Source organism: Streptomyces sp. NPDC093071, from assembly GCF_044754545.1.
Classification (GTDB): Bacteria; Actinomycetota; Actinomycetes; order Streptomycetales; family Streptomycetaceae; genus Streptomyces.
On the sequence record NZ_JBIVPH010000001.1, the window covers coordinates 1,106,075 to 1,126,828 of the forward strand.

The following is a 20,754-nucleotide window of genomic DNA, read 5'->3' on the forward strand; positions in this document are numbered from 1 at the left end:
GGGCCCCAGTCGGCAGGGACACGGGCCGCGACCGGGCGGAGGCGCGGGGGCCGACCGACGGGAACGCAGGCCGCACCCGACGGGGACGCGGGGCCCGGCCGACGGGAATGCGGGCCCCGGCCTACCGGAGCGCGGGGCCCGTCCGATCGGTCAGAGTCTCGGGTCGACCGGCTCCGATTCCAGGGCGAGGACCGCGAAGACGGCCTCGTGGACGCGCCAGAGGGGTTCGGCGTCCGCGAGTCGGGCGAGGGCCTCCAGGCCGAGGGCGTACTCGCGCAGGGCGAGGGACCGCTTGTGGCCGAGGAAGCGCTGCCGCAGCCGCTCCAGGTTCTCCGGGCGGGTGTACTCGGGACCGTAGATGATCCGCAGGTACTCCCGGCCCCGGACCTTCACGCCCGGCTGGACGAGCCGGCCCTTCGCGTCGCGGACGAGCGCGGCCAGCGGCTTGACGACCATGCCCTCGCCGCCCGCGCCGGTCAGCTCCAGCCACCAGTCGGTGCCCGCGCGGACCGAGGCCTCGTCGCCCGTGTCCACGACGAGTCGGCGGGTGGCCTGGAGCAGCCCGGTGGGGTCGTGCTCCACGAGCCGGTCGAGCCACGCGAGCTGCTCGTCGTGCGGCACGGCCGCGAGCGAGCGCCCGCGCGCCGCCAGGAGCTGGAAGGGCGCGAACCGCACGCCCTCCAGGCCCTCGGTCGGCCAGCAGTACCTACGGTAGGCGGCCGTGAACGCCTCCGCGTCCACCGCCCGCTCCCGCTGCCGGTCGAGCAGCCCGTCGAGCCCCTCGACACCGCGCGCCGACGCCTGCCGCAGGGCGTCGATCGCGCCGGGCAGCACCGCGCCCGAGGCGGCGCCGACGGCCGCGTACTGCGCGCGGAGCAGACCGGTCGACTTCAGCGACCACGGCATCAGTTCGCCGTCGAGCAGCAGCCAGTCCGTGTCGAGTTCATCCCAGAGCCCGGCGGCGCCGATCGCCGCCCGCAGCCGTGCGAGGACCTCCTCGGTGACGGCGGGGTCGTCGAAGAAGGGCCGTCCCGTACGGGTGTGCAGGGCGCCCGTCACCCCGTCGGCGCCGAAGCGCTCGCGGGCCGCGTCGGCGTCCCGGCAGACCAGGGCCACGGCCCGGGAGCCCATGTGCTTCTCCTCGCACACGACCCGCTCGACGCCGTCGGCCCGGTACTGGGCGAAGGCCTCGGCCGGGTGCTCCAGGTAGCCGTCCTCCTTGGACGTGGCGGTCGGCGCCATCGTCGGCGGCAGGTACGCGAGCAGGCGCGGGTCGACCGCGAACCGGCTCATGACCTCCAGGGCCGCCGCCGCGTTCTCCTCGCGCACGGCGACATTGCCGTGGTGCCGGGTCTCGACCGTCCGCCGTCCGTGCACGTCGGCCAGGTCCAGGGGGCGTCCCTGGTGCCCGCCGGGCGCGTCGGTCGCGAGCGGCCGGGCCGGCTCGTACCAGACCCGCTCGGCCGGTACGTCGACCAGCTCGCGCTCGGGCCAGCGCAGCGCGGTCATCTTCCCGCCGAAGACGGCTCCGGTGTCGAGGCAGAGGGTGTTGTTGATCCAGGAGGTGTTCGGCACGGGGGTGTGCCCGTAGACGACGGTGGCCCGTCCCCGGTACTCCTCCGCCCACGGGTAGCGCACGGGCAGCCCGAACTCGTCGGTCTCGCCGGTGGTGTCCCCGTACAGCGCGTGCGAGCGCACCCGGCCGGAGGTGCGGCCGTGGTACTTCTCCGGCAGTCCGGCGTGGCAGACGACGAGGTCTCCGCCGTCGAGGACGTAGTGGCTGACGAGTCCGTCGATGAACTTCCCGACCTCGGACCGGAACTCCTCGCTCTCCCCCTCCAGCTGCTCGATGGTCTCGGCGAGGCCGTGGGTCCGCTGGACCTTGCGGCCCTTCAGCCAGCGGCCGAGCTTGTTCTCGTGGTTGCCGGGGACGCACAGGGCGTCGCCGGAGGCGACCATGGACATCACGCGGCGCAGGACGCCCGGCGAGTCGGGCCCCCGGTCCACGAGGTCGCCGACGAAGACCGCCGTGCGCCCCTCGGGGTGGCGGCCGTCGACGTAGCCGAGCTTGCCGAGCAGGGTCTCCAGCTCGGAGCTGCACCCGTGGACGTCGCCGACGATGTCGAAGGGGCCGGTGAGGTGGCGCAGGTCGTTGAAGCGGCGCTCCAGGACGACCTCGGCGGCCTCGACCTCCTCGACGGAGCGCAGCACGTGGACCTTGCGGAAGCCCTCGCGCTCCAGGCCGCGCAGCGAGCGCCGCAGCTCGCGGCGGTGGCGCTGGATGACGTGCGCGGGCATGTCGGCCCGGTCGGGGCGGGCCGCGTTCCGCTCGCGGCACACCTGCTCGGGCAGGTCGAGGACGATCGCGATCGGCAGCACGTCGTACGTCCTGGCCAGCTGCACGAGCTGCCGTCGCGCCTCCTGCTGGACGTTGGTGGCGTCGACGACGGTGAGCCGCCCGGCGGCCAGGCGCTTGCCGGCGACGTAGTGGAGGACGTCGAAGGCGTCCCGGCTGGCGGACTGGTCGTTCTCGTCGTCGGCGACGAGCCCCCGGCAGAAGTCGGAGGAGATGACCTCGGTCGGCTTGAAGTGGCGCCGGGCGAAGGTGGACTTGCCGGAGCCGGTGGCGCCGACGAGCACGACGAGGGAGAGGTCGGTGACGGGCAGGACCCGGCGCCCGGTGGTGGTGTCGGTGGTGCTTTCCGTGGTGGCGGTCATGCCCGTCCCTCCTTCTCTTCCTTCTCTTCCTTCTCTTCCTTCTCGGTCTTCTCCGTCTTCTCGGTCTTCTCGCCGTTTCCGGTGGCGGTGCGGGTGAAGACGGCCATCTGGGTGGGCGGTCCGACCTCGGGGTCGTCGGGGCCGACGGCGGTGAACCCGACCTCGTACCCGTACTCCCCCGCCACCCGGGCCGCCCAGCTCCGGAACTCCTCGCGGTTCCACTCGAAGCGGTGGTCGCGGTGCCGGACGTGCCCGGCGGGCAGGCTCTCCCAGCGCACGTTGTACTCGACGTTCGGCGTGGTCACGAGGACCGTACGGGGCCGGGCCGAGCCGAACACCGCGTACTCCAGGGCCGGCAGCCTCGGCAGGTCCAGGTGCTCGATCACCTCGCTGAGCACGGCCGCGTCGTAGCCGGACAGCCGCTTGTCGGTGTACGCGAGGGAGCCCTGCACCAGCTTCACGCGGGCGGCCTGCCGCTCCCCCATGCGGTCGAGCCGCAGCCGGCGCGCGGCGACGGTCAGGGCGCGGACGGACACGTCGACGCCGACGACCTCGGTGAAGCGCGGGTCCTTGAGCAGGGCCTGCACCAACTGGCCCTGTCCGCAGCCCAGGTCGAGCACGCGCGCCGCCCCGGCCTCCGCCAGCGCGGCCAGGATCGCGTCCCGCCGCTGCTGGGCGAGCGGCACCGGGCGTTCCTCGGTGTCGGTCGTCTCGTCCACGGCGTTGTCCACGTCCTCGACGTCCAGGCCCTCGGCCTCGGCGAGCCGGACCAGTTCGAGCCGCTCCGTCGCCTCCCGGGCCAGGCTCCAGCGGCGGGAGAGGTAGCGGGCCGTGATCAGCTGTCGCTCGGGGTGCCCGGCGAGCCAGCCGTCACCGGCGCGCAGCAGCTTGTCGACCTCGTCGGGCGCGACCCAGTAGTGCTTGGCGTCGTCGAGGACGGGCAGCAGGACGTACAGGTGGTTGAGGGTGTCCGCGAGCCGCAGCTCGCCCTCCAGGACGAGCCGCACGTACCGCGAGTCGCCCCACTCGGGGAACTCGGCGTCCAGCGCGACCGGTTCGGCCTCCACGACGGACCAGCCCAGCGGGCCGAACAGCGCGCGCACCAGTCCGGCGCCGCCCCGGGCGGGGAGCGCGGGGACCTCGATCCGCAGCGGCAGCGGCGCGGCGGCCCGCTCGGGCATCGCCTTGCAGTCGCCGTGCAGCGCGGTCTTGAAGACCTTGGCGAGCGCGACGGCGAGCAGCGAGGACGCGGCGTAGGGCCGGTCGTTCACGTACTGCGCGAGCGCGGAGTCCGGGGCGCCGCCCCGGCCCTTGCCCTTGCCGCGGCGCACCAGCGCCACGGGGTCCACCTCCAGGAGGAGCGCCGCCGTGCACCGCTCGGCGCTCGCCTCGGGATAGAGGACGTGCGCGGTGCCGTGCGAGGTCGAGAACGACTGCGCCCGCTCGGGATGCTTGTGCAGCAGGAAGCCGAGGTCGGTCGCGGGTCGCTCCGGGGTGCCGGTCGTACTGATCGTCAGGAACACGTCTTCGAGTATGGTGCGGCCCTCCCCCACCCCACCAGGCATTTTCCGCGCGCCCGGAGGGGCGGACGACCCCTGGTCAGCCGGTTCCGTCAGCGGCGTCGGCGGCCAGGGTCTCGGCGAGGGCCGTGATCGTGGACGGGCCGACCCGGCAGCAGCCGCCGACGAGCCGGGCACCCGGCCGGACCCAGGCGGTGACCCGCTCCGGGTCGAAGGCGGCCCCGCCGCTCCAGTCCCGCGCCCCGGCGTCCCAGCGCTCCCCGCTGTTGGGATAGACCACGGCCGGTTTCCCGGTCACGGCGACGGCCGTCTCCACGGCGGGCCCCGCGTCGGCGGGGTCGCAGCAGTTGACCCCGACCGCCACCACCCGGTCGTTCCCGGCGGCGACCGCGAACGCCTCCGCCAGGTCCTGCCCGGCCCGGGTCCGCCCGCCCTCGACCGTGTACGACAGCCACACGGGCAGCCCGCACCCCTCGGCCGCCTGCAGCAGCGCCTCCGCCTCGTCCGCGTCCGGCACCGTCTCCAGGGCCAGGACGTCGGGCCCGGCCGCCGCGAACGCCTCGATCCTGGGCCGGTGGAACGCCACGAGCTGCCGCACGGAGAGCCCGTACCGCCCCCGGTACTCGCTGCCGTCCGCCAGCATCGCGCCGTACGGCCCGACGGACGCGGCGACCCAGACCTCCTCCTCCGTGGCCTCCGCCGCCGATCGCGCGAGCTCCACGCTCCGGGCGAGCAGCCGCGCCGCCTCCTCGCGGCCCACGCCCCGCCGGGCGAAGCCCTCGAAGGTGGCCTGGTAGCCGGAGGTGATGAGCACCCGCGCCCCGGCCCGTACGTACGCCGTGTGGGCCTCCTCGATCCGCTCGGGTCCGTCGGCCAGGAGCCGGGCGGACCAGAGCGCGTCCGAGAGGTCGCAGCCCTGCGCCTCCAGCTGGTTGGAGAGCCCGCCGTCGAGGACGAGGACCTCCGCCCGGAGGGCGTCGGCAAGCGTACGGACCGGTTTCATCGGCGCGCTCCTCCCGCTCAGGCCAGCTGCGACTGGACCTGGGCGGAGATCAGCTCCAGGTGGTCCAGGTCGTCCAGGTCGAGGACCTGGAGGTAGACCCGGGAGGAGCCGATGGCCGCGTACCGTCCGAGCTTGTCGACGACCTCGGCGGGTGAGCCCGCGAGGCCGTTGGCCTTGAGCTCGTCCACGTCCCGCCCGATGGCGGCGGCCCTGCGGGCCACCTCGGCGTCGTCCCGGCCGACGCAGACGACCAGCGCGTTGGAGTACACCAGGTCGTCGGCCGGGCGGCCGATCGCCTCGGCGGCGGCCCGCACCCGCCCGAACTGCTTCTCGCTGTCCTCCAGGGAGGCGAACGGGATGTTGAACTCGTCCGCGTACCGCGCGGCGAGCCTCGGGGTGCGGGTCGCGCCGTGTCCGCCGATCAGGACCGGGATCTTGTCCTGGAGGGGCTTGGGCAGCGCCGGGGAGTCGGTGAGCCGGTAGAACTCCCCCTCGTGGGTGAACGTCTTGCCGACCTCGGTCTCCCACAGCCCGGTGACGATCGCCAGCTGCTCTTCGAGGCGGCCGAACTTCTCCTTCGGGAAGGGGATGCCGTAGGCCTTGTGCTCCTCCTCGAACCAGCCTGCGCCCAGGCCCAGTTCGACCCGGCCGCCGGACATCCGGTCGACCTGGGCGACCTGGATGGCGAGGACGCCGGGGAGCCGGAAGGTGCCGGCCGTCATCAGCGTGCCGAGCCGGATCCTCTTCGTCTCCCGGGCCAGGCCGGCCAGGGTGATCCAGGCGTCCGTCGGGCCGGGCAGACCGTCGGCGGACCCCATGCTGAGGTAGTGGTCGGAGCGGAAGAAGGCGTCGAAACCGAGCTCCTCGGTGGCGCGGGCCACGGTGAGGAGGGTGTCGTAGTCGGCCCCTTGCTGGGGTTCGGTGAAGATGCGAAGATCCATGCCTCCATCCTGCACCGTCGGACCCGGCCCAACCTCCCGGCCGGCGCCCGCGTCCCCCGCTCCGGCCGGATCGCCCGACGGACCCACGTCCGACGGGCCCACGTCCGACGGACCCGCGTCCGGCACTCCGACGGACGGGCCCCCGGCACCCCGGTCGGCGGACGTCCGGGGCGGGAGCGCCCGGCGGGTGGGCGTCCGGCGTCCCGGTGGGTCCTGCCCTCTTTCGCGGGTGCCGCCCCGAAGGGGCCGGGTAGGCCGGGCAGGCCGGACCGGCCGATCGGGGCGAGGCGCGTCAGCACGACGGCTCCCGGCGCGGGGCCCCGCGGCCCCGGGCGGGGTCGGGAGGGCGGGCCCGCTCGCCGTCGCGGACGGCCAGGCGCCGTAACATCCCGCGCACCCGGTCGCTCGACTCGTCGGTGGCGTCGATCGCCTCCATGCACTGCCAGTAGAGCCCCTCCTCGTCGGTGGCGCAGGCCACGCCCACCAGCGCGATCCCCACCTCGCCGAGCAGCTCCCCCAGCGCGGTCAGCGTCCGGTGGGGGTCCGCGACCTCGGTCAGCCGGGCCGCGCGCGGCCCGGCCGCCCCCCACACCGCCGGATACTCCCCGGTCTCGCCCAGCCCCCGCGCCTCGCCGCGCAGCTCCTGCGGCCCGCAGAGCGCGAGACGACTCCCTATCGCCTGGGCGAGGGCCTGGGCCTGCCAGGCCTCCGCCACGATGTCCTGTGCCGTCCCGCTCTCCGCCAGCGCATGCCGGCCGAGCGCGATCAATCGCTCCGCTTCCATCAACACCGCCCCCGTTCCCACGACTTGCCGCCCACTGAGTCATTACCCAGAGTGAGGCGGCCTGAGCCCCAACACCAGGGGAATTCGGAAATCTGTGGACAGGAAGCCTGACGGGGAGAAGTCGATCACTCCGAAGAGTGACGATCTTCGTTCACGGGGCCTTTCTCACCGCTTCCTCAGCTCCTTCCTCACCCGCACCTCCCTCCCCGCCTTCTCCGTCCTCTCCGCCCCGCCGCTTGGCGGGGAAGCGGACCTCGTTGCGGTCGATCTTGGCCGCGAGCGCCGCCAGCGGGTCGATGCCGAGCGCCGCGCAGAACTGGAGGAGGTAGGCGAGCACGTCCGCCACCTCGTCGGCGACCCGGTGGGCCGACTCCGGGTCCTCCATCACCCGCTCGGCCTGCTCGGGGGTCAACCACTGGAAGATCTCCAGGAGTTCGGCCGCCTCCACGCTGAGGGCCGCCACCAGGTTCTTGGGCGTGTGGTACGGCTGCCAGTCGCGGGCGGCCGCGAACGCGACCAGCCTGCGCTGGAGTTCCGCCACACCGTGGTCCGCCGTACCCCGGCCCACTCCGCCCGCGTTCTTCACGTCTTCGTCCGTCACTTCTTCGTCCGTCACTTCTTCGCTCGTCACGCGCTCAGGTCTACCACCGTCACCCCGGGCGTCCGGCGCGCTTCCGCCGCCGTCCGGTCGCCCACCGCGCCCGCGAGGCGGATGTGCCCGTCCCCGGCGATCTCCACGGCGATGCGGAGCAGTTCGCCCGCCTGGCGCGGGTCGAGGCCCCGGTCGAGGTCGTCGGCGAGCAGCGTCATGCTCTGCATGGCGTCGGGCACCTCGGCGACGCGGTCCATCTCCAGGACCCCGGGGCCCGTGAGCAGGGTGAGCGCGAGCGCCAGATAGCGCAGCTCGCCGTCGCCGAGACGGCCGAGCGGGGTCGCGGGCCGGCCGCCCCGTTCGAGGACCGCCCGGACGGTGCCCTCCGGGAGTTCCCGGACGCCGAGTCCGGTGACGGTTCCCGCGCAGCCCGCGCCCGCCACGGTCGCGAGGCGGTGGTGGCGGCGCGGGCAGTCCGTGTGGGTGCGGTGCAGGACCTCCGCGAGGTTCCGGCAGTCGCGCCGCAGCCGCCCCTCGCCCGGCGGCACCGGGGCCCGCATCCGCTCGGGCCGGGGATCGCAGGCGAAGGCCGACCGCAGTCCGACGACCACCTGTTCGGCGGCGGCCAGGACCTCCAGCTGGCCGGGCGTCTTGCCGGCGACCCGCAGCGGCAGCAGGGCCGTACCGAGGAGGTCGTCGGGGAGCGGGGCCCTGGTCACGGGGGTGGCGCCCGCCGTGTGCCACTCGGCCTGGACGGTACTGCGGCCGGGGTCGCGGAGGGCGGTGGCGAGCAGGACGCGGCCCCGGGCGGTGAGCCGTTCGCCGACGATGCGGAGCCGGGGCTCGGCCTGCACCGCGAGGTCGAGCCGCACGGGACCCCGCGTTCCGTCGACGGTGCAGCCGATGCGGAATCCGCGCCTGCCCTGGGCGTCGGGCCGGGCGCGCTCGGGGATCAGGTCGGCGGCGTCCGGGAACACCTCGTCGAGCGGGTCGCCCGCGCAGAGCCGGGCCAGCGCCTCGTACGCCCGCAGGGTGGTGGTCTTGCCGCTGCCGCTGGGCCCGGCGAAGAGGGTCACGGGTCCGAGCGCGTGCGTGGCGGAGCGGTGTCCGGCGAACGCGGAGAGCCGCAGCTCGGTGACGGTGGGCCGGGCGTCGGGCAGGGCGTCGGGCCGGTTGCCGGACCGGGCGTCCGGCCGTCCGTCCCGGGCCTCCGGCACGACCGGGCCCCGTGCCTCGGGGACGGAGGCACGGGGCCGGGAGGTGCGCGGAAGGGAGCCGCCCGCACCCGAGACGGACGCGGAAACGGAAGCGGAAGCGGAAGCCGACGCGGCGGGGGTACGGGCCCCGGGGACGCGCGGCCCGGCCGGAGGCACGACGCCGGGAGCGGGGACGGCGCCGGGAAGGGGAACGGAAGCGGGAAGGGGAACGGAAGCAGGATCGGAGGGGCTGTTCTTCGAGGTGCGGGCGGGCGCGGAGCCGCCGGTGAGGTCCATGCCCGGACCGTACGCAGGCCTTTCCCCGACGAACCGTTACGTCGAGAAGACCTTCCTACGATCGGGGGACGCCGGCGGCCCGGCCGCCCACGACCTCCTCCTCGTCCGCGCCCTCCGCGCCCTCGACCTCCGTGCCCGCCGGGGCGAGGAGGAAGACGTTCCGGTCGACGCGGTGCATCCCGCTGCCGAGCCCGAAGACGACGCCGCTGCTGAAGTCGAGGATCCGCTTGGCGACCTCGGTGTCGGCGCCGGTCAGATCGAGGAGCACCGGGATCTGGGCGATGAGGTACTCGGCGACCTCGCGGGCGTCGGCGAAGACCTGCACGCGGAGCACGACCATGCGGCGCTGCTCGGCGGATTCGTACTGCTCGGGGATCGCGCGGTGGTCGACCCTGGACGGCCACTCGTCACGGCCGCGCAGGGGCACGACCTGCGCGAGGCCCTCCCACTGCTCGTCGGTGACGTCGTACCTCTCGTACCTACTCATGGGTCCATCCTCCCGCTCCTCACCCGTTCGGCCCAACAACGACACGACGTGATGACGGCGTGGCGGCCGGTCGGACCGGAAGCTCACCCGGTCGGCCCACCGTGCGGCCGGGCGAAGTCACCGGGCGAAGCTCTTGGCGAGCCTGCGGAGGCCCTCCCCGATCTCGTCGGCCGAGTGCGTCGTGAACGAGAGGCGCAGGGCGCCCGGGTCGGGTGCGCCGCAGAAGAACGGCGCCCCCGGCACGTACGCCACCTCGTGGCCGACGGCGGTCTTCAGGAGCGCCGTGGCGTCGTACCCCTCGGGCAGGGTGACCCAGACGAACATGCCGCCCTCCGGCCTGTTCCACCGGCTGCCCCCGGGCAGCGCGGCCGGCAGGCCGTCGAGCATCGCGTCCCTGCGCTCCCGGTAGGCGGCGCGGATCACCGCCACGTGCGCGTCGAGGTCGCTGTCGCGCAGATAGCGCGCGGCCGCCGCCTGGTCGATGGTCGAGGTGTGCAGGTCGGCGGCCTGCTTGGCGACGACGCAGGAGCGGCGCAGTCCCGCGGGGGCGCGGAGGTAGCCGAGCCGCAGGCCGGGGGCCATCACCTTGGAGAAGGAGCCGAGCAGGACGGTGCGGTCGGCCGCCTCGGGGGCGGCGGCGATCCAGGGGACGCGCTCGCCCTCGTACCGCAGTTCGCCGTACGGGTCGTCCTCGGCGATCCAGAAGCCGTGGCGGGCCGCGGCCTCGGCGACGGCGGTGCGGCGCCCGGCGGGGAGGGTGCGGCCGGTGGGGTTCTGGAAGGTGGGGACGAGGTAGAGCAGGGTCGGCTTCTCGCGGGCCGCGATCTCCTCCAGGGCGTCCGGGACGACGCCCTCGTCGTCGGTGGGCACGGGGACGACGCGGGCCCCGGCGAAGCCGAAGGTCTGGAGGGCGGCGAGGTAGCAGGGGTCCTCGACGAGGACCACGGCGCCGGGGTCGACGAGGGCGGTGGTGAGCAGGGTGAGGGCCTGCTGCGAGCCGGTGGTGACGAGCAGGTCGTCGGCGTCCGTGGGCAGTCCGCGCGCGGTGAGCCGGCCGGCGACGGCGGTGCGCAGCTCCGGGTCGCCCTCGGTGGTGGAGTACTGGAGGGCGTGCCGCGGGTTCTCCGCGAGGACCCGGTCGTACGCGGCCCGCATCCCGGCGACGTCGAACAGCTCGGGGGCGGGCAGGCCGCCGGCGAAGGAGATCACCTCGGGCCGGGCCGTGAGCGCCAGGATCTCCCGTACCGGCGACGCGCCGACGCCGGCCAGCCGGGCGGCGGCGGCCGGCAGGGGCGCGGAGGGGGTGGCGGGGCCGGCGTTCGCGGGCGTGGAGGCGGCGGAAAGCATGGCGTCAGCATATAGAGATTCAAGACAGTGTCCAGATCGTCCGTTTCCCTTCCCCGGTGCGGGAGTTGGCGCCCTTCGCGGGTGTCTTCCGGGGATTTTCCGGACCATTCCGGCCACACTTCGGACCGTGCGAATCAGGCCGCGCGGGCCGGATCCGGAGGGTTCTCCTCCCCCGTCCTTCTCCCCTGGTCGCCCCCGGGGAGAAGGGTCGGGGCGATCTCCCGTGATGCTGGCCGACGCGCCGCGTCCGGCTCGTGGTCCCGTTCTCCGTACGGGGCGGCGGCCTCCGGGAAACCGGCCATTCCGGTCCCGGGGCCCGTTGTCGGACGGCCGTGCCGTGGGTAGCGTTCCTCCGCTCGACCCCCGCTCCACCCCCGCTCCACCCCGCTCCACCCCCGCGACGTCCGGCCCCGTCGGCGGCCCGGCCGTGGAAGGACGGTCCCGATGCGCGCCTCCCCCGACTCCCCCCGCGTCCCCGACCCGCTCGGCCTCTCGGGCCGCCGCTGTCTGGTGACCGGGGTCCTCAACGACGACTCGATCGCCTGGCACGCCGCCCGCGCGCTCCAGGAGGCGGGCGCGGAGGTCCTGTTGACGGGCTTCGGGCGCACCCGGCGGATCACGGAGGCGGCGGCCTCGGGCCTTCCGTACCCGGCCGACGTCCTCGAACTCGACGTGACGCGCCCCGAGGACCTGGACGCGCTCACGAAGGAGCTGGAGCGGCGGTGGGGCGCGGTGGACGGCGTGCTGCACGCGATCGCCGCCGCCCCCCGGTCCGCCCTCGGCGGCAACTTCCTCACGACCTCCGTCGAGGACGCGGCGCTCGCCCTGCGCACGGAGGCGTTCTCGCTGCACTCGCTGACCACCGCGCTCGCCCCGCTGCTGCGGGAGGGCGGGGGCGGCGGCCCGGTCCGGGGCAGTGTCGTCGGCCTCGACTTCGACGCGTCGGGGGCGTGGCCGGGGTACGACTGGACGGGGGTCGGCAAGGCCGCGCTCGGTGCGGTCTGCCGCTATCTCGCGCTCTACCTCGGGCACTCCGGCATCCGCGTCAACCTGGTGTCCGCCGGGCCGGTGGAGACGGTGGCCGGGCGGGCGGTCGGCACCTTCGACCGGATCGCGGACCGCTGGGAGCAGGAGGCGCCGCTCGGCTGGAGCCGTGCCGATCCGGCCCGGCTCGTCGGCCCCGTCCTGTTCCTGCTCTCGGACCTGGCGGCGGCCGTCACCGGCGAGATCGTGCACGCGGACGGCGGGATGCACGCCGTCCGCATGGGCGCCCGGGCGGCCGGCGCGCCTCCGGGTCCCGGCGCCCCGCCCCGGACCGTCCCCCAGCCGGACGTCCCCTAAGGAGTGTCCGGCGGCGCGTCGCGATCCTCGGCCCACAGGGAGCGGACGTGGCCGAGGTGGCGGCGCATGCAGGCCTCGGCGCCGCGCGCGTTCCCGGCGATCATGAGGTCGAGGAGTTCGAGGTGCTCCTCGGCGGAGGAGACGAGTAGTCCGGCCTCGTCCAGGCCCGTCAGGCCGTAGAGGCGGGAGCGCTTGCGCAGGTCGCCGACGGTCTCGACGAGCCGCTCGTTGCCGGAGAGGCCGAGCAGGGCGAGGTGGAAGCGGCGGTCCGCCTCCAGGTAGCCGATGAGGTCGTGGTCGCGGGCGCGGGCGACGATCTCCTCGGCGACCGGGCGGAGTTCCTCCAGGCGTTCCCGGGCGGCCGTCTTCGTGATCCGGCCGACGGTGGGGACCTCGATGAGGGTGCGCAGTTCGGTGTACTGGTCGAGGTCGCGCTCGCTGACCTCGGTGATGCGGAAGCCCTTGTTGCGGACGGGCTCGACCAGGCCCTCCCGGGCCAGGTCGAGCATGGCCTCGCGGACCGGGGTGGCGGAGACGCCGAGGTCGCTCGCGAGGCCGGGGGCCGAGTAGACCTGGCCGGGGCGCAGTTCGCCGGCTATCAGGGCCGCGCGGAGGGCGTGCCCGACCTGGTCGCGGAGCCGTTCCTGCGCCCTGACGAGGCCGTACTGCTTCAGGTCACCCATCGTGCGTCCTCCGAGAAGTCACGGAGGGGCATCGTACAATGTCACGTTTCGCCGTCCGCCCCACCCCGCGGGCGGAGGGTTTCAGAGCAGGAAGCCGGCGGGGAACGGGTCGTCGGGGTCGAGGAAGTACTGGGCCGTGCCGGTGATCCAGGCCCGTCCGGTGACGGTCGGGACGACCGCGGGCAGGCCGCCCACGGTGGTCTCTCCGACGATCCGGCCGGTGAACTCGGTGCCGATGAAGGACTCGTTGACGAAGTCGGCGTCCGGGGCGAGGAGTCCCCGGGCGTGCAGCTGGGCCATGCGGGCGCTGGTGCCGGTGCCGCACGGCGAGCGGTCGAACCAGCCGGGGTGGATGGCCATGGCGTGGCGCGAGCGGGTCGCGTCGGAGCCGGGCGCGGTCAGGTAGACGTGTTTGACCCCGGCGATGGCGGGGTTCTCCGGGTGGACGGGCCGGTCGGGTCCCGCGTCGACCGCGGCCATGACGGCGAGTCCGGCGGCGAGGAGGTCGTCCTTGCGGGCGCGGTCGAAGGGCAGCCCCAGGGCGTCGAGGTCCACGAAGGCGTAGAAGTTGCCGCCGTAGGCGAGGTCGTAGGTGACGGTGCCGTGGCCGGGCACGTCCGCCTTGAGGTCGAGGCCGACGCAGTAGGAGGGCACGTTGGTGAGGGTGACCGCCTTCGCGGCGCCGTCCTCGACCCGTACGTCGACGCTCACGAGCCCCGCCGGGGTGTCGAGACGGACGGTGGTGACCGGTTCGACGACCGGCACCATGCCCGTCTCGACGAGGACGGTGGCGACCCCGATGGTGCCGTGGCCGCACATCGGCAGGAGGCCGGAGACCTCGATGTAGAGGACGCCGTAGTCGGCGTCGGGGCGGGTGGGCGGCTGGAGGATCGCGCCGCTCATCGCCGCGTGGCCGCGCGGCTCGTACATGAGGAGGGTGCGGACGTGGTCGAGGTGCTCGGCGAAGTGGAGCCGCCGCTCGGCCATCGTGGCGCCGGGGATCACCCCGAGGCCGCCGGTGATCACCCGGGTGGACATCCCTTCGGTGTGGGAGTCCACCGCGTGGTAGACGTGACGGGTGCGCATGGGTCCCCTTCTGTCGCACGAGCGAGTGGTCGGACGGGCGGGGTCCGTAAGGACGGGCGTCCGTACGGGCGGTGTACGGGCGGGCGGTCGTGCGGGCGAGCGTTCGTACGGGCCGGCGGGCAGTCGTACGGACGGGTGGTCGTACGGGCTTACGCGTGGCCCTCCGCGAGGACCTTCTCCGTGGCGGCCCGCACGGCGGCCTCCTGCTCGGGGGCGAGCGGGAGCCGGGGCGGCCGGGTGATGCCGCCGTGGTGTCCCGCGAGGTCCATGGAGAGCTTGATCGCCTGGACGAACTCGGTCTTCGAGTCCCAGCGGAAGAGCGGGTGCAGGGACCGGTAGAGTGGGAGGGCGGTGTCGAGGTCCCCGGCGACGGCGGCCCGGTAGAGGGCGGCGCAGGTGCGTGGGAGGGCGTTGGGGTAGCCGGCGATCCAGCCGACCGCGCCGGCGAGGGCGAGTTCGAGGAGGACGTCGTCGGCACCGACCAACAGGTCGAGTCCGGGGGCGAGTTCGGCGATCTCGTAGGCGCGGCGGACGTCCCCGCTGAACTCCTTGACGGCGACGACGCTGCCGTCGGCGTACAGCCGGGCGAGGAGGCCGGGGGTGAGGTCGACCTTGGTGTCGAGGGGGTTGTTGTAGGCGACGACGGGCAGGCCGACGGCGGCGACGGCGGCGAAGTGGTCGCGCACGGCCGCCTCGTCGGCCCGGTAGGCGTTGGGCGGCAGGAGCAGGACGGAGCCGGCGCCGGCCTCGGCGGCCTGCTCGGCCCAGCGGCGGGCCTCGGCGCCGCCGTACGCGGAGACGCCCGGCATGACGCGGGCCCCGTCCCCGGCCGCCTCGACGGCGGTGCGCACGACGCGGGCGCGCTCGTCGTCGGTGAGCGTCTGGTACTCGCCGAGGGAGCCGTTGGGGACGACTCCGTCGCAGCCCTCGGCGATCAGCCGGGCCACGTGCCGGGCGTAGGCGTCGTGGTCGACGGAGCCGTCGTCGCGCAGGGGGAGGGCGGTGGCGACCATGATCCCGCGCCAGGGGCGGTCGCGGTGCACGGGGGCTTGCTCGTGGACCATGAGAGGACTCCCTTGTGTGGTGTGTGACATTTTACTGACGGGCGCGCGACCCACAAGAGGCCTGCGCGCACCCACTTCTGACGCTCAGTCAGTAATCGTCTCCGGCAGCTCCGCCAGGTGCCGGAGCGGTACGGGGCAGGAGAGCGGGCGCCGGTCCGGGACCGCCTCTCCTCCGGGGGCATGCCCGGCGAGGGCCGCCACGGCGGGCCCGCACATCCGGCCCTGACACCAGCCCATGCCCGCGCGGGTGAACAGCTTGACCGTACGGGCGTCCCGCGCGCCCAGGACGTCGACGGCCTCCGTCACGCGGGCGGCCGGGACCTCCTCGCAGCGGCAGATCTCGGTGTCCGGCCGCAGCCATCCGGTCCAGCCGGGTCCGGGCCGGTGCACGGCGCCCATCGCCTCGGCGAACGCGCGCAGCCGGTCGCGGTGGCGCCGGAGCGCGGCCTCGCGGGGCTCCGGCGCCCGGCCGCCGAGGAGGGTGCGGGCGACGGAGATCGCCGCCAGTTCCCCTTCCACGACCGCGAGTCGGGCGCCGCCGATGCCGCCCGCCTCCCCGGCGGCCCAGATGCCGGGCACCGAGGTCGACTGTTCGGCGTCGAGGACGAGGGCGGCCGTCCCGTCGGCGGCCGTGCGCGTGGCGCAGCCGAGGGCGGTGGCGAGTTCCAGCTGCGGCACGAGGCCGTGGCCGACGGCGAGCGCGTCGCACGGGATCCGGCGGCCGGTGCCCGGCAGGGGCCGCCAGTCGGGCCCGAGCCGCGCCACGGTCACCGCCTCGACGCGCCCGGAGCCGTGGGCCTCGACCACCGCGTGACGGGTGAGGAGCCTGGTGCCGTACCGCAGCAACGCGCTCCCGTGCAGGGCCCCTTCGGCGAGCTTGGCGGGGTTGCGGAGGAGCGCCGGGACGAAGCCGGAGTAGCCGAGGTACGTGCCGGCCTCGACGACGGCGGGGACACGGGCGCCCGCCGCCGCGAGGGAGCCCGCGACGGCCAGGAGCAGGGGGCCGCCGCCGGCCACGACGACCCGGCGGCCGGGCAGGACGAGCCCGCCCTTGAGCATCGCCTGCGCTCCCCCGGCGCCCACCACGCCCGGCAGCGTCCAGCCGGGGAAGGGCAGTTGGCGCTCGTGGGAGCCGGTGGCCAGGAGCACGGCGCGGGCCCGGACGGTGGCGGCTGCGTCGCCGTCGTCACCGGCGGCCACGGCGTGCAGCCGCAGGCCGGTGCCCTCGGGCACCACCGTCCAGACGTGGTGTCCGGCCAGGTGGACGGCCCGGCCCGCCCGGACGAAGCCGTCCAGGGCCGCCGTGCGGCGGGTGAACTCCCGCCAGTCGTGGTGGAGCGCCCCGGGCCGCCGCGCGCCGAGGCCGGGCGCGGGATGCCGGTGGTACTGGCCGCCGGGCCGCTCCCCCGCGTCGACGAGCGCCACCCGGAGCCCGCGCCGGGCCGCCTCCACAGCGGCGGCGAGCCCGGCGGGCCCGGCCCCGACGACGGCGAGGTCGGAGTCGTACGACCCCGGTCCTGTGGCCCTGACGGGCCCGGACGGCCCGGACGGCTCAGACGGCCCGGACGGCTCAGACGGCCCGGACGGCTCAGGCAGCTCAGGCAGCTCAGGCAGCCCGGACGGCTCAGGCGGCTCAGACGGTGAGGTCGGCACGGCCCGTGCCCTCCTGGGTCGTGACGGCGTCGCCGGGGCGGGCCGGAGTGAGGCAGGCGCGCCGGTTGGGGCGCCCGTTGACCGTGACGAGGCAGTCGAAGCAGCTGCCCATGCCGCAGAAGACCCCGCGCGGCGCCCCGGCGTTCCTGGTGGTGCGCCAGGTCAGGATGCCCGCGCTCCACAGGACGGCGGCGACGGACTGGCCGTCGAGCGCGGGGACCGGGCGCCCGTCGAACGTGACGGTGAAGGCGGCCTCGGCCCGGCCGCCGACCAGGGCGCGCGGCGTACGGCGTCGTCTCATGGGGTGTTCTCCCGTCGTCCGGGGTCGGGGGCGTCGTCGAACCGTTCCGGCCGGAAGGGCGCCGGATCGACGCCCCCCGCCGGCTCTCCCGTGAGCGCGGCGGCGATCAGGAGGCCGGTGGCCGGAGCGAGGCCGATGCCCGCGCCCTCGTGGCCGCAGGCGTGCAGCAGCCCGGGGACGCGTGGGTCGGGGCCGATCGCGGGCAGGTGGTCCGGCAGATAGGGGCGGAAGCCGTGGTACGCGCGCAGCACCCGCACGTCCGCGAGGACCGGGAAGAGCGCGGCGGCCCGAGCGGCGAGCCGGCGCAGGGCCTCGGTGGACGGGGAGCGGTCGAAGCCGACGCGCTCGCGGGTGGCGCCGATGAGCACGGGCCCGGCGGGGGTGCCCTCGACGACGGGCGAGGACTGGAGCGCGGCCGAGCCGCTGGCCACGTCCGCGATGTAGTCGGCGGCGTACACCTTGTGCCGTACGACCCTGGGGAGGGGTTCGGTCACGAGGACGAAGCCGCGCCGGGGCCGTACCGGAAGGTCCGTGCCGGCGAGGGCGGCGACCGCGCCGCCCCAGGTCCCGGCCGCGTTGACGACGGCGGGGGCGGTGAGGTCGCGGCGGGTCGTGCGGACCCCGCGCACCGTGCCGGAGGGGGTGCGGAGGATGCCGGTGACCTCCTCGCCGAGGTGGACGGCGGCGCCGGAGGCGGCGAGCAGGCGGGCCGCCGCGCGGGCGGGCTGGACCTGGGAGTCCCCCGGGTAGTGGAAGCCGCCCGCGAGGCCGTCGGCGAGGTGGGGTTCGAGGGCGCGCAGCCCGTCGCCGGGGACCTCGGCGGTCTCGACGCCGGCCGCCCGCTGGCCCTCCGCGAAGGCGCGCAGGGCCTTGAGGGCGGTCGGGTCGGGCGCCACGACGAGACCGCCCTTGGCCTCGTACTCGACGTCGGGCGGGAGGAGGGCGGAGAGGTCGCGCCAGAGGCGTACGGAGAGGAGGGCGAGGTCGAGTTCGGGTCCGGGTTCCTTGTCGGAGACGAGGAGGTTGCCCTCGCCCGCGCCGGTGGTGCCGCCCGCGACGGGTCCCCGGTCGACGACGGCGACGGAGAGTCCCGCGCGGCCGGCGTAGTACGCGCAGGCGGCTCCGACGACGCCCGCGCCGATGATCACGACGTCCGGGCTCTGGCTCTTGGACACGGCGGTACGGTGCCACCTTCCTGGGCGGAGGAACAGGGCGGGCCGGAGCCGGAGGGCGCGGGGGCCGGGGGTCGCCCGGTCGCGCGCCCTCCGGGTCCGGGGCGCGGCTCAGCCGCGCAGCGGTCCCTCGCAGCTGTAGCCGGAGGTTCCCGCGCGTCCGCCGGTCCAGATGTCGACGGGACCGAAGGAGCAGTTCATGTCGGCCAGGTTGTTCGAGGCCGCGCCCGCCCGGTCGAGGAGGAAGTAGTCGACGGTCTCGGACATGTCCTTGAAGACCTGGTCCGGGCTCGCCGCGTTCGCGAGGTTGGCCGTGATCCGGCCGGTGCAGGTGAAGCGGCGCCCGCCCGGCGCGCCGGTCTCCGCGCAGACGGGGGTGCTGGAGGTCGCGGCGGCGAAGGAGGCGGCGACGTCGGAGGCCCGGGAGTCCCGCAGCCGGTCGTTCGGCGTGAACGTGGTGACCGGCACGTACAGGCGGTCCACCTCGGGGATCCGGGCGTCCAGGAAGGCGTCGTAGCCGCGCTGGAGCGCCGTGTCGGAGCCGAGCCGCGTGCGCCAGGCGTCGTACCCGGAGACGTTGTTGGCGCGCAGGTGTCCGTACATCTCGCGCAGCAGGGACGGCTTCTCGGTCCAGAGGTACTCGAAGAGGGTGCCGGCGTAGGAGTAGAAGCGGAATCCGTCGCCGTCGTACGTGGCGTTGAGGATCTGGCGCACCGTCATGCGCGGTCCGCCGCCGGCCGTGTCGGAGATGACGCCGCGGACGAGCGACTTGCGGACGGCGACGCCGTCGTCACGGGTGGCGCCGGCGAAGAACTCGGCCGTGCCCTCGTCCATGGCGGTGGTGCGGTCGTTCTGGTACCAGGGGCCCTCGCCGAAGAAGCCGGGCACCGCGAACCGGCCGTTCAGGTAGTGCGTGTACTCGTGCCGGAAGAGCTCTTCGAGGGTGAGCGTGGAGTCCTGCGGGACGCGCCGCTCGTAGGTGTAGAAGGTGGCGCCGCGCTCGATGTAGATGCCGCCGTTGTTCGTGTCCATCCCGGTCAGGATGGGGTGGTACTGCTCGTAGTCGGCGCGCGAGGCGTACAGGACGATGTTCAGGGTGGTGTTGGGGTCGCCCGCCAGGGGCTCCTGGGTGCCGAGGACCCGGTGGAACTGCGCCTTGACCCGCTTGCTCGCGTAGTAGAGCGTGTCGACGGTCGCGCGCGGGAGGCCGGTGCGGACCTTGAGGGCGCCGTTGTCGTACGTGTAGGTGTACGGGAAGATCCGGCGCTCGATGTCCTCCTTGCACACCCCGTAGGGGGCGCAGGCCTCGTAGAAGTTGAGCCAGGAGACGAGCGAGGCCCACGGCGCGCTCGCGGTGCCGAAGGTGGTCTCGACGGGGCCGAGGAGGGCGCCGAGGTCGGCGACGACGCCCTGGCGCAGGCCGTCGATCTGGCCGAAGCGGCCGTACTCGCTCAGCGCGTCGCGGACGACCCAGGCGTTGGCGGTCCCCTTCAGGTGCCCGTGGCCGGAGAAGGCCTTGAAGGCGGCGCGGTACGCGGGGTCGGCGGCGACGGCCGTGTGGAAGGCGGCGTCCCGGTTGCCCGGGTAGACGCCGAGGTAGTTGACGGAGAGGGCGGCGAGCGCGGCGTTCGCCCAGGCGGGGTCGAGCCGGGTCGCGGTGCGGTCGGCGCCCATGGTCGCCAGGACCTCGGGTATCAGGGCGAGTTGGTGCTGGCGCAGGCCGGGCGCGCTGGCCGCGTAGAGGGCCTCGCGGAGGGTGGCGGCGTTGGCCGGGGTGGCGTCGAAGGTGCGGGCGGCCGTGCCGAAGGCGGCGACGGCGCGGCGCACGGCGTCGACGGTCGGGGCGTCGGTGGTGTCGATCTCGTCGCGCGAGAAGTCGTGGTAGGCCACCGCGTGGAGGTAGGTGAACATCTCCTCCAGGTGGGTGGAGTTGCGTCCGTCGTGGCTCGCGGCGAGCGAGGAGGCGCGCCGGGCGACGGCCTGGACGTGGGCGTCGGACATGACCGGGGCGAGCCGGGCGTCCCAGGTCCATATGAGGTCGCGCAGACAGCCGTCGGCGGTCACGGCGGGGTCGGCGAGGAAGTCGGCGAAGCGCTCGGGGGCCAGGCCGGTGACCCCGTCGAGGGTGCAGGTCGCGGCGGCGGCCCGCCGCGCGGCCTCGCGGGGTGCGGTGGCGGGCCCGGGGATGCGCCCGGCGGCGGCGTCGCCGGGGGCGGGCGCGGGGGCGGCGGTGACCGGGGGCGCGGCGGCGAGGCGGTCGACCTCGTCGTGCGGGTGGGACGGGGCCTCGGCGGCGGGGACGCCGAGCGGTGAAGTCGCCCCAGTGGGTGAAGTCGCGCCGGTCGGTGAAGTCGTGCCGGTCGCGGCCTGGCCGACGCCCTGTCCGGCCGGGACGAGCAGGCCGGCCGCCAGGACGGCGGCGAGCAGGGTGGCGCGCACGGATCTGTGCTGGGACACCGGAACTCCTGTGTCGGGAGGGGGATGTGGGGGTGTTTCCCAGTCAACTCGCTTCGCTGTGGGTCGAGTTGACGTCGCTTACAGCGGTGGTGCGAGCAGTACCATAGTAATG

Annotated in this window: 17 protein-coding genes; 1 reads left to right on the forward strand and 16 read right to left on the reverse strand. The window is 74.9% G+C overall.

From position 1 onward, the window contains the following. Positions 1 to 150: 150 nt before the first annotated feature. The 9 genes from ACIQD7_RS04595 to ACIQD7_RS04635 all read right to left on the reverse strand — a co-directional run bounded on the left by ACIQD7_RS04595 (position 151) and on the right by ACIQD7_RS04635 (position 10,885). On the reverse strand, positions 151 to 2,718 hold the full coding sequence (locus ACIQD7_RS04595) for a polynucleotide kinase-phosphatase (RefSeq protein ID WP_402439325.1): 2,568 nt from the start codon (positions 2,716 to 2,718) through the stop codon (positions 151 to 153). After that, positions 2,715 to 4,241: a 3' terminal RNA ribose 2'-O-methyltransferase Hen1 gene (locus tag ACIQD7_RS04600; RefSeq protein ID WP_402439327.1), complete on the reverse strand. Its 1,527-nt coding sequence runs from the start codon at positions 4,239 to 4,241 to the stop codon at positions 2,715 to 2,717. The genes ACIQD7_RS04595 and ACIQD7_RS04600 overlap by 4 nt, the downstream gene beginning before the upstream one ends. Positions 4,242 to 4,317: 76 nt before the next feature. Continuing rightward, on the reverse strand, positions 4,318 to 5,241 hold the full coding sequence (mmuM, locus tag ACIQD7_RS04605) for a homocysteine S-methyltransferase (protein WP_402439329.1): 924 nt from the start codon (positions 5,239 to 5,241) through the stop codon (positions 4,318 to 4,320). Between the two features lie 17 nt (positions 5,242 to 5,258). After that, entirely contained in the window at positions 5,259 to 6,182 is a 924-nt protein-coding gene (locus ACIQD7_RS04610; protein ID WP_121831107.1) for an LLM class F420-dependent oxidoreductase, read from the reverse strand. Positions 6,183 to 6,474: 292 nt separating this feature from the next. Continuing rightward, positions 6,475 to 6,966, reverse strand: a complete 492-nt coding sequence (locus ACIQD7_RS04615; RefSeq protein ID WP_202527716.1) for a DUF6099 family protein — start codon at positions 6,964 to 6,966, stop codon at positions 6,475 to 6,477. Positions 6,967 to 7,117: 151 nt separating this feature from the next. Next, positions 7,118 to 7,507 carry a nucleotide pyrophosphohydrolase gene (locus ACIQD7_RS04620; RefSeq protein ID WP_402439713.1) on the reverse strand — a complete coding sequence of 130 codons (390 nt, stop codon included), beginning with the start codon at positions 7,505 to 7,507 and terminating at the stop codon, positions 7,118 to 7,120. 86 nt (positions 7,508 to 7,593) lie between these two features. After that, on the reverse strand, positions 7,594 to 9,051 hold the full coding sequence (locus ACIQD7_RS04625) for an ATP-binding protein (protein WP_402439331.1): 1,458 nt from the start codon (positions 9,049 to 9,051) through the stop codon (positions 7,594 to 7,596). 55 nt (positions 9,052 to 9,106) lie between these two features. Then, the gene (locus tag ACIQD7_RS04630; RefSeq protein ID WP_121833535.1) at positions 9,107 to 9,538 is read right to left on the reverse strand and encodes a cell division protein SepF; all 432 of its coding nucleotides are present in this window, start codon (positions 9,536 to 9,538) and stop codon (positions 9,107 to 9,109) included. A gap of 117 nt (positions 9,539 to 9,655) precedes the next feature. Continuing rightward, positions 9,656 to 10,885 carry a PLP-dependent aminotransferase family protein gene (locus tag ACIQD7_RS04635; RefSeq protein WP_402439333.1) on the reverse strand — a complete coding sequence of 410 codons (1,230 nt, stop codon included), beginning with the start codon at positions 10,883 to 10,885 and terminating at the stop codon, positions 9,656 to 9,658. A 444-nt stretch (positions 10,886 to 11,329) separates the two neighbouring features. On the opposite strand from ACIQD7_RS04635, the gene fabI reads away from it, so the two are divergent. After that, on the forward strand, positions 11,330 to 12,226 hold the full coding sequence (gene fabI, locus ACIQD7_RS04640; RefSeq protein WP_402439335.1) for an enoyl-ACP reductase FabI: 897 nt from the start codon (positions 11,330 to 11,332) through the stop codon (positions 12,224 to 12,226). Here fabI and ACIQD7_RS04645 read toward each other — a convergent pair. From ACIQD7_RS04645 to ACIQD7_RS04675, 7 genes are all read right to left on the reverse strand, one after another. Beyond that, on the reverse strand, positions 12,223 to 12,909 hold the full coding sequence (locus ACIQD7_RS04645) for a GntR family transcriptional regulator (protein WP_402439337.1): 687 nt from the start codon (positions 12,907 to 12,909) through the stop codon (positions 12,223 to 12,225). The two genes, fabI and ACIQD7_RS04645, sit on opposite strands and share 4 nt — an antisense overlap. A gap of 81 nt (positions 12,910 to 12,990) precedes the next feature. Next, positions 12,991 to 13,995: a proline racemase family protein gene (locus tag ACIQD7_RS04650; protein ID WP_402439339.1), complete on the reverse strand. Its 1,005-nt coding sequence runs from the start codon at positions 13,993 to 13,995 to the stop codon at positions 12,991 to 12,993. Positions 13,996 to 14,144: 149 nt separating this feature from the next. Beyond that, positions 14,145 to 15,059, reverse strand: a complete 915-nt coding sequence (locus tag ACIQD7_RS04655; protein WP_402439341.1) for a dihydrodipicolinate synthase family protein — start codon at positions 15,057 to 15,059, stop codon at positions 14,145 to 14,147. Between the two features lie 84 nt (positions 15,060 to 15,143). Further along, complete coding sequence (locus ACIQD7_RS04660; protein WP_402439715.1) at positions 15,144 to 16,655, reverse strand: FAD-dependent oxidoreductase; 1,512 nt, start codon at positions 16,653 to 16,655, stop codon at positions 15,144 to 15,146. Positions 16,656 to 16,692: 37 nt separating this feature from the next. Beyond that, positions 16,693 to 17,013, reverse strand: a complete 321-nt coding sequence (locus ACIQD7_RS04665) for a (2Fe-2S)-binding protein (RefSeq protein WP_121833896.1) — start codon at positions 17,011 to 17,013, stop codon at positions 16,693 to 16,695. Beyond that, positions 17,010 to 18,188: an NAD(P)/FAD-dependent oxidoreductase gene (locus ACIQD7_RS04670; RefSeq protein ID WP_402439344.1), complete on the reverse strand. Its 1,179-nt coding sequence runs from the start codon at positions 18,186 to 18,188 to the stop codon at positions 17,010 to 17,012. The genes ACIQD7_RS04665 and ACIQD7_RS04670 overlap by 4 nt, the downstream gene beginning before the upstream one ends. Positions 18,189 to 18,296: 108 nt before the next feature. Continuing rightward, on the reverse strand, positions 18,297 to 20,642 hold the full coding sequence (locus ACIQD7_RS04675; RefSeq protein WP_402439346.1) for a collagenase: 2,346 nt from the start codon (positions 20,640 to 20,642) through the stop codon (positions 18,297 to 18,299). Positions 20,643 to 20,754: the final 112 nt, after the last annotated feature.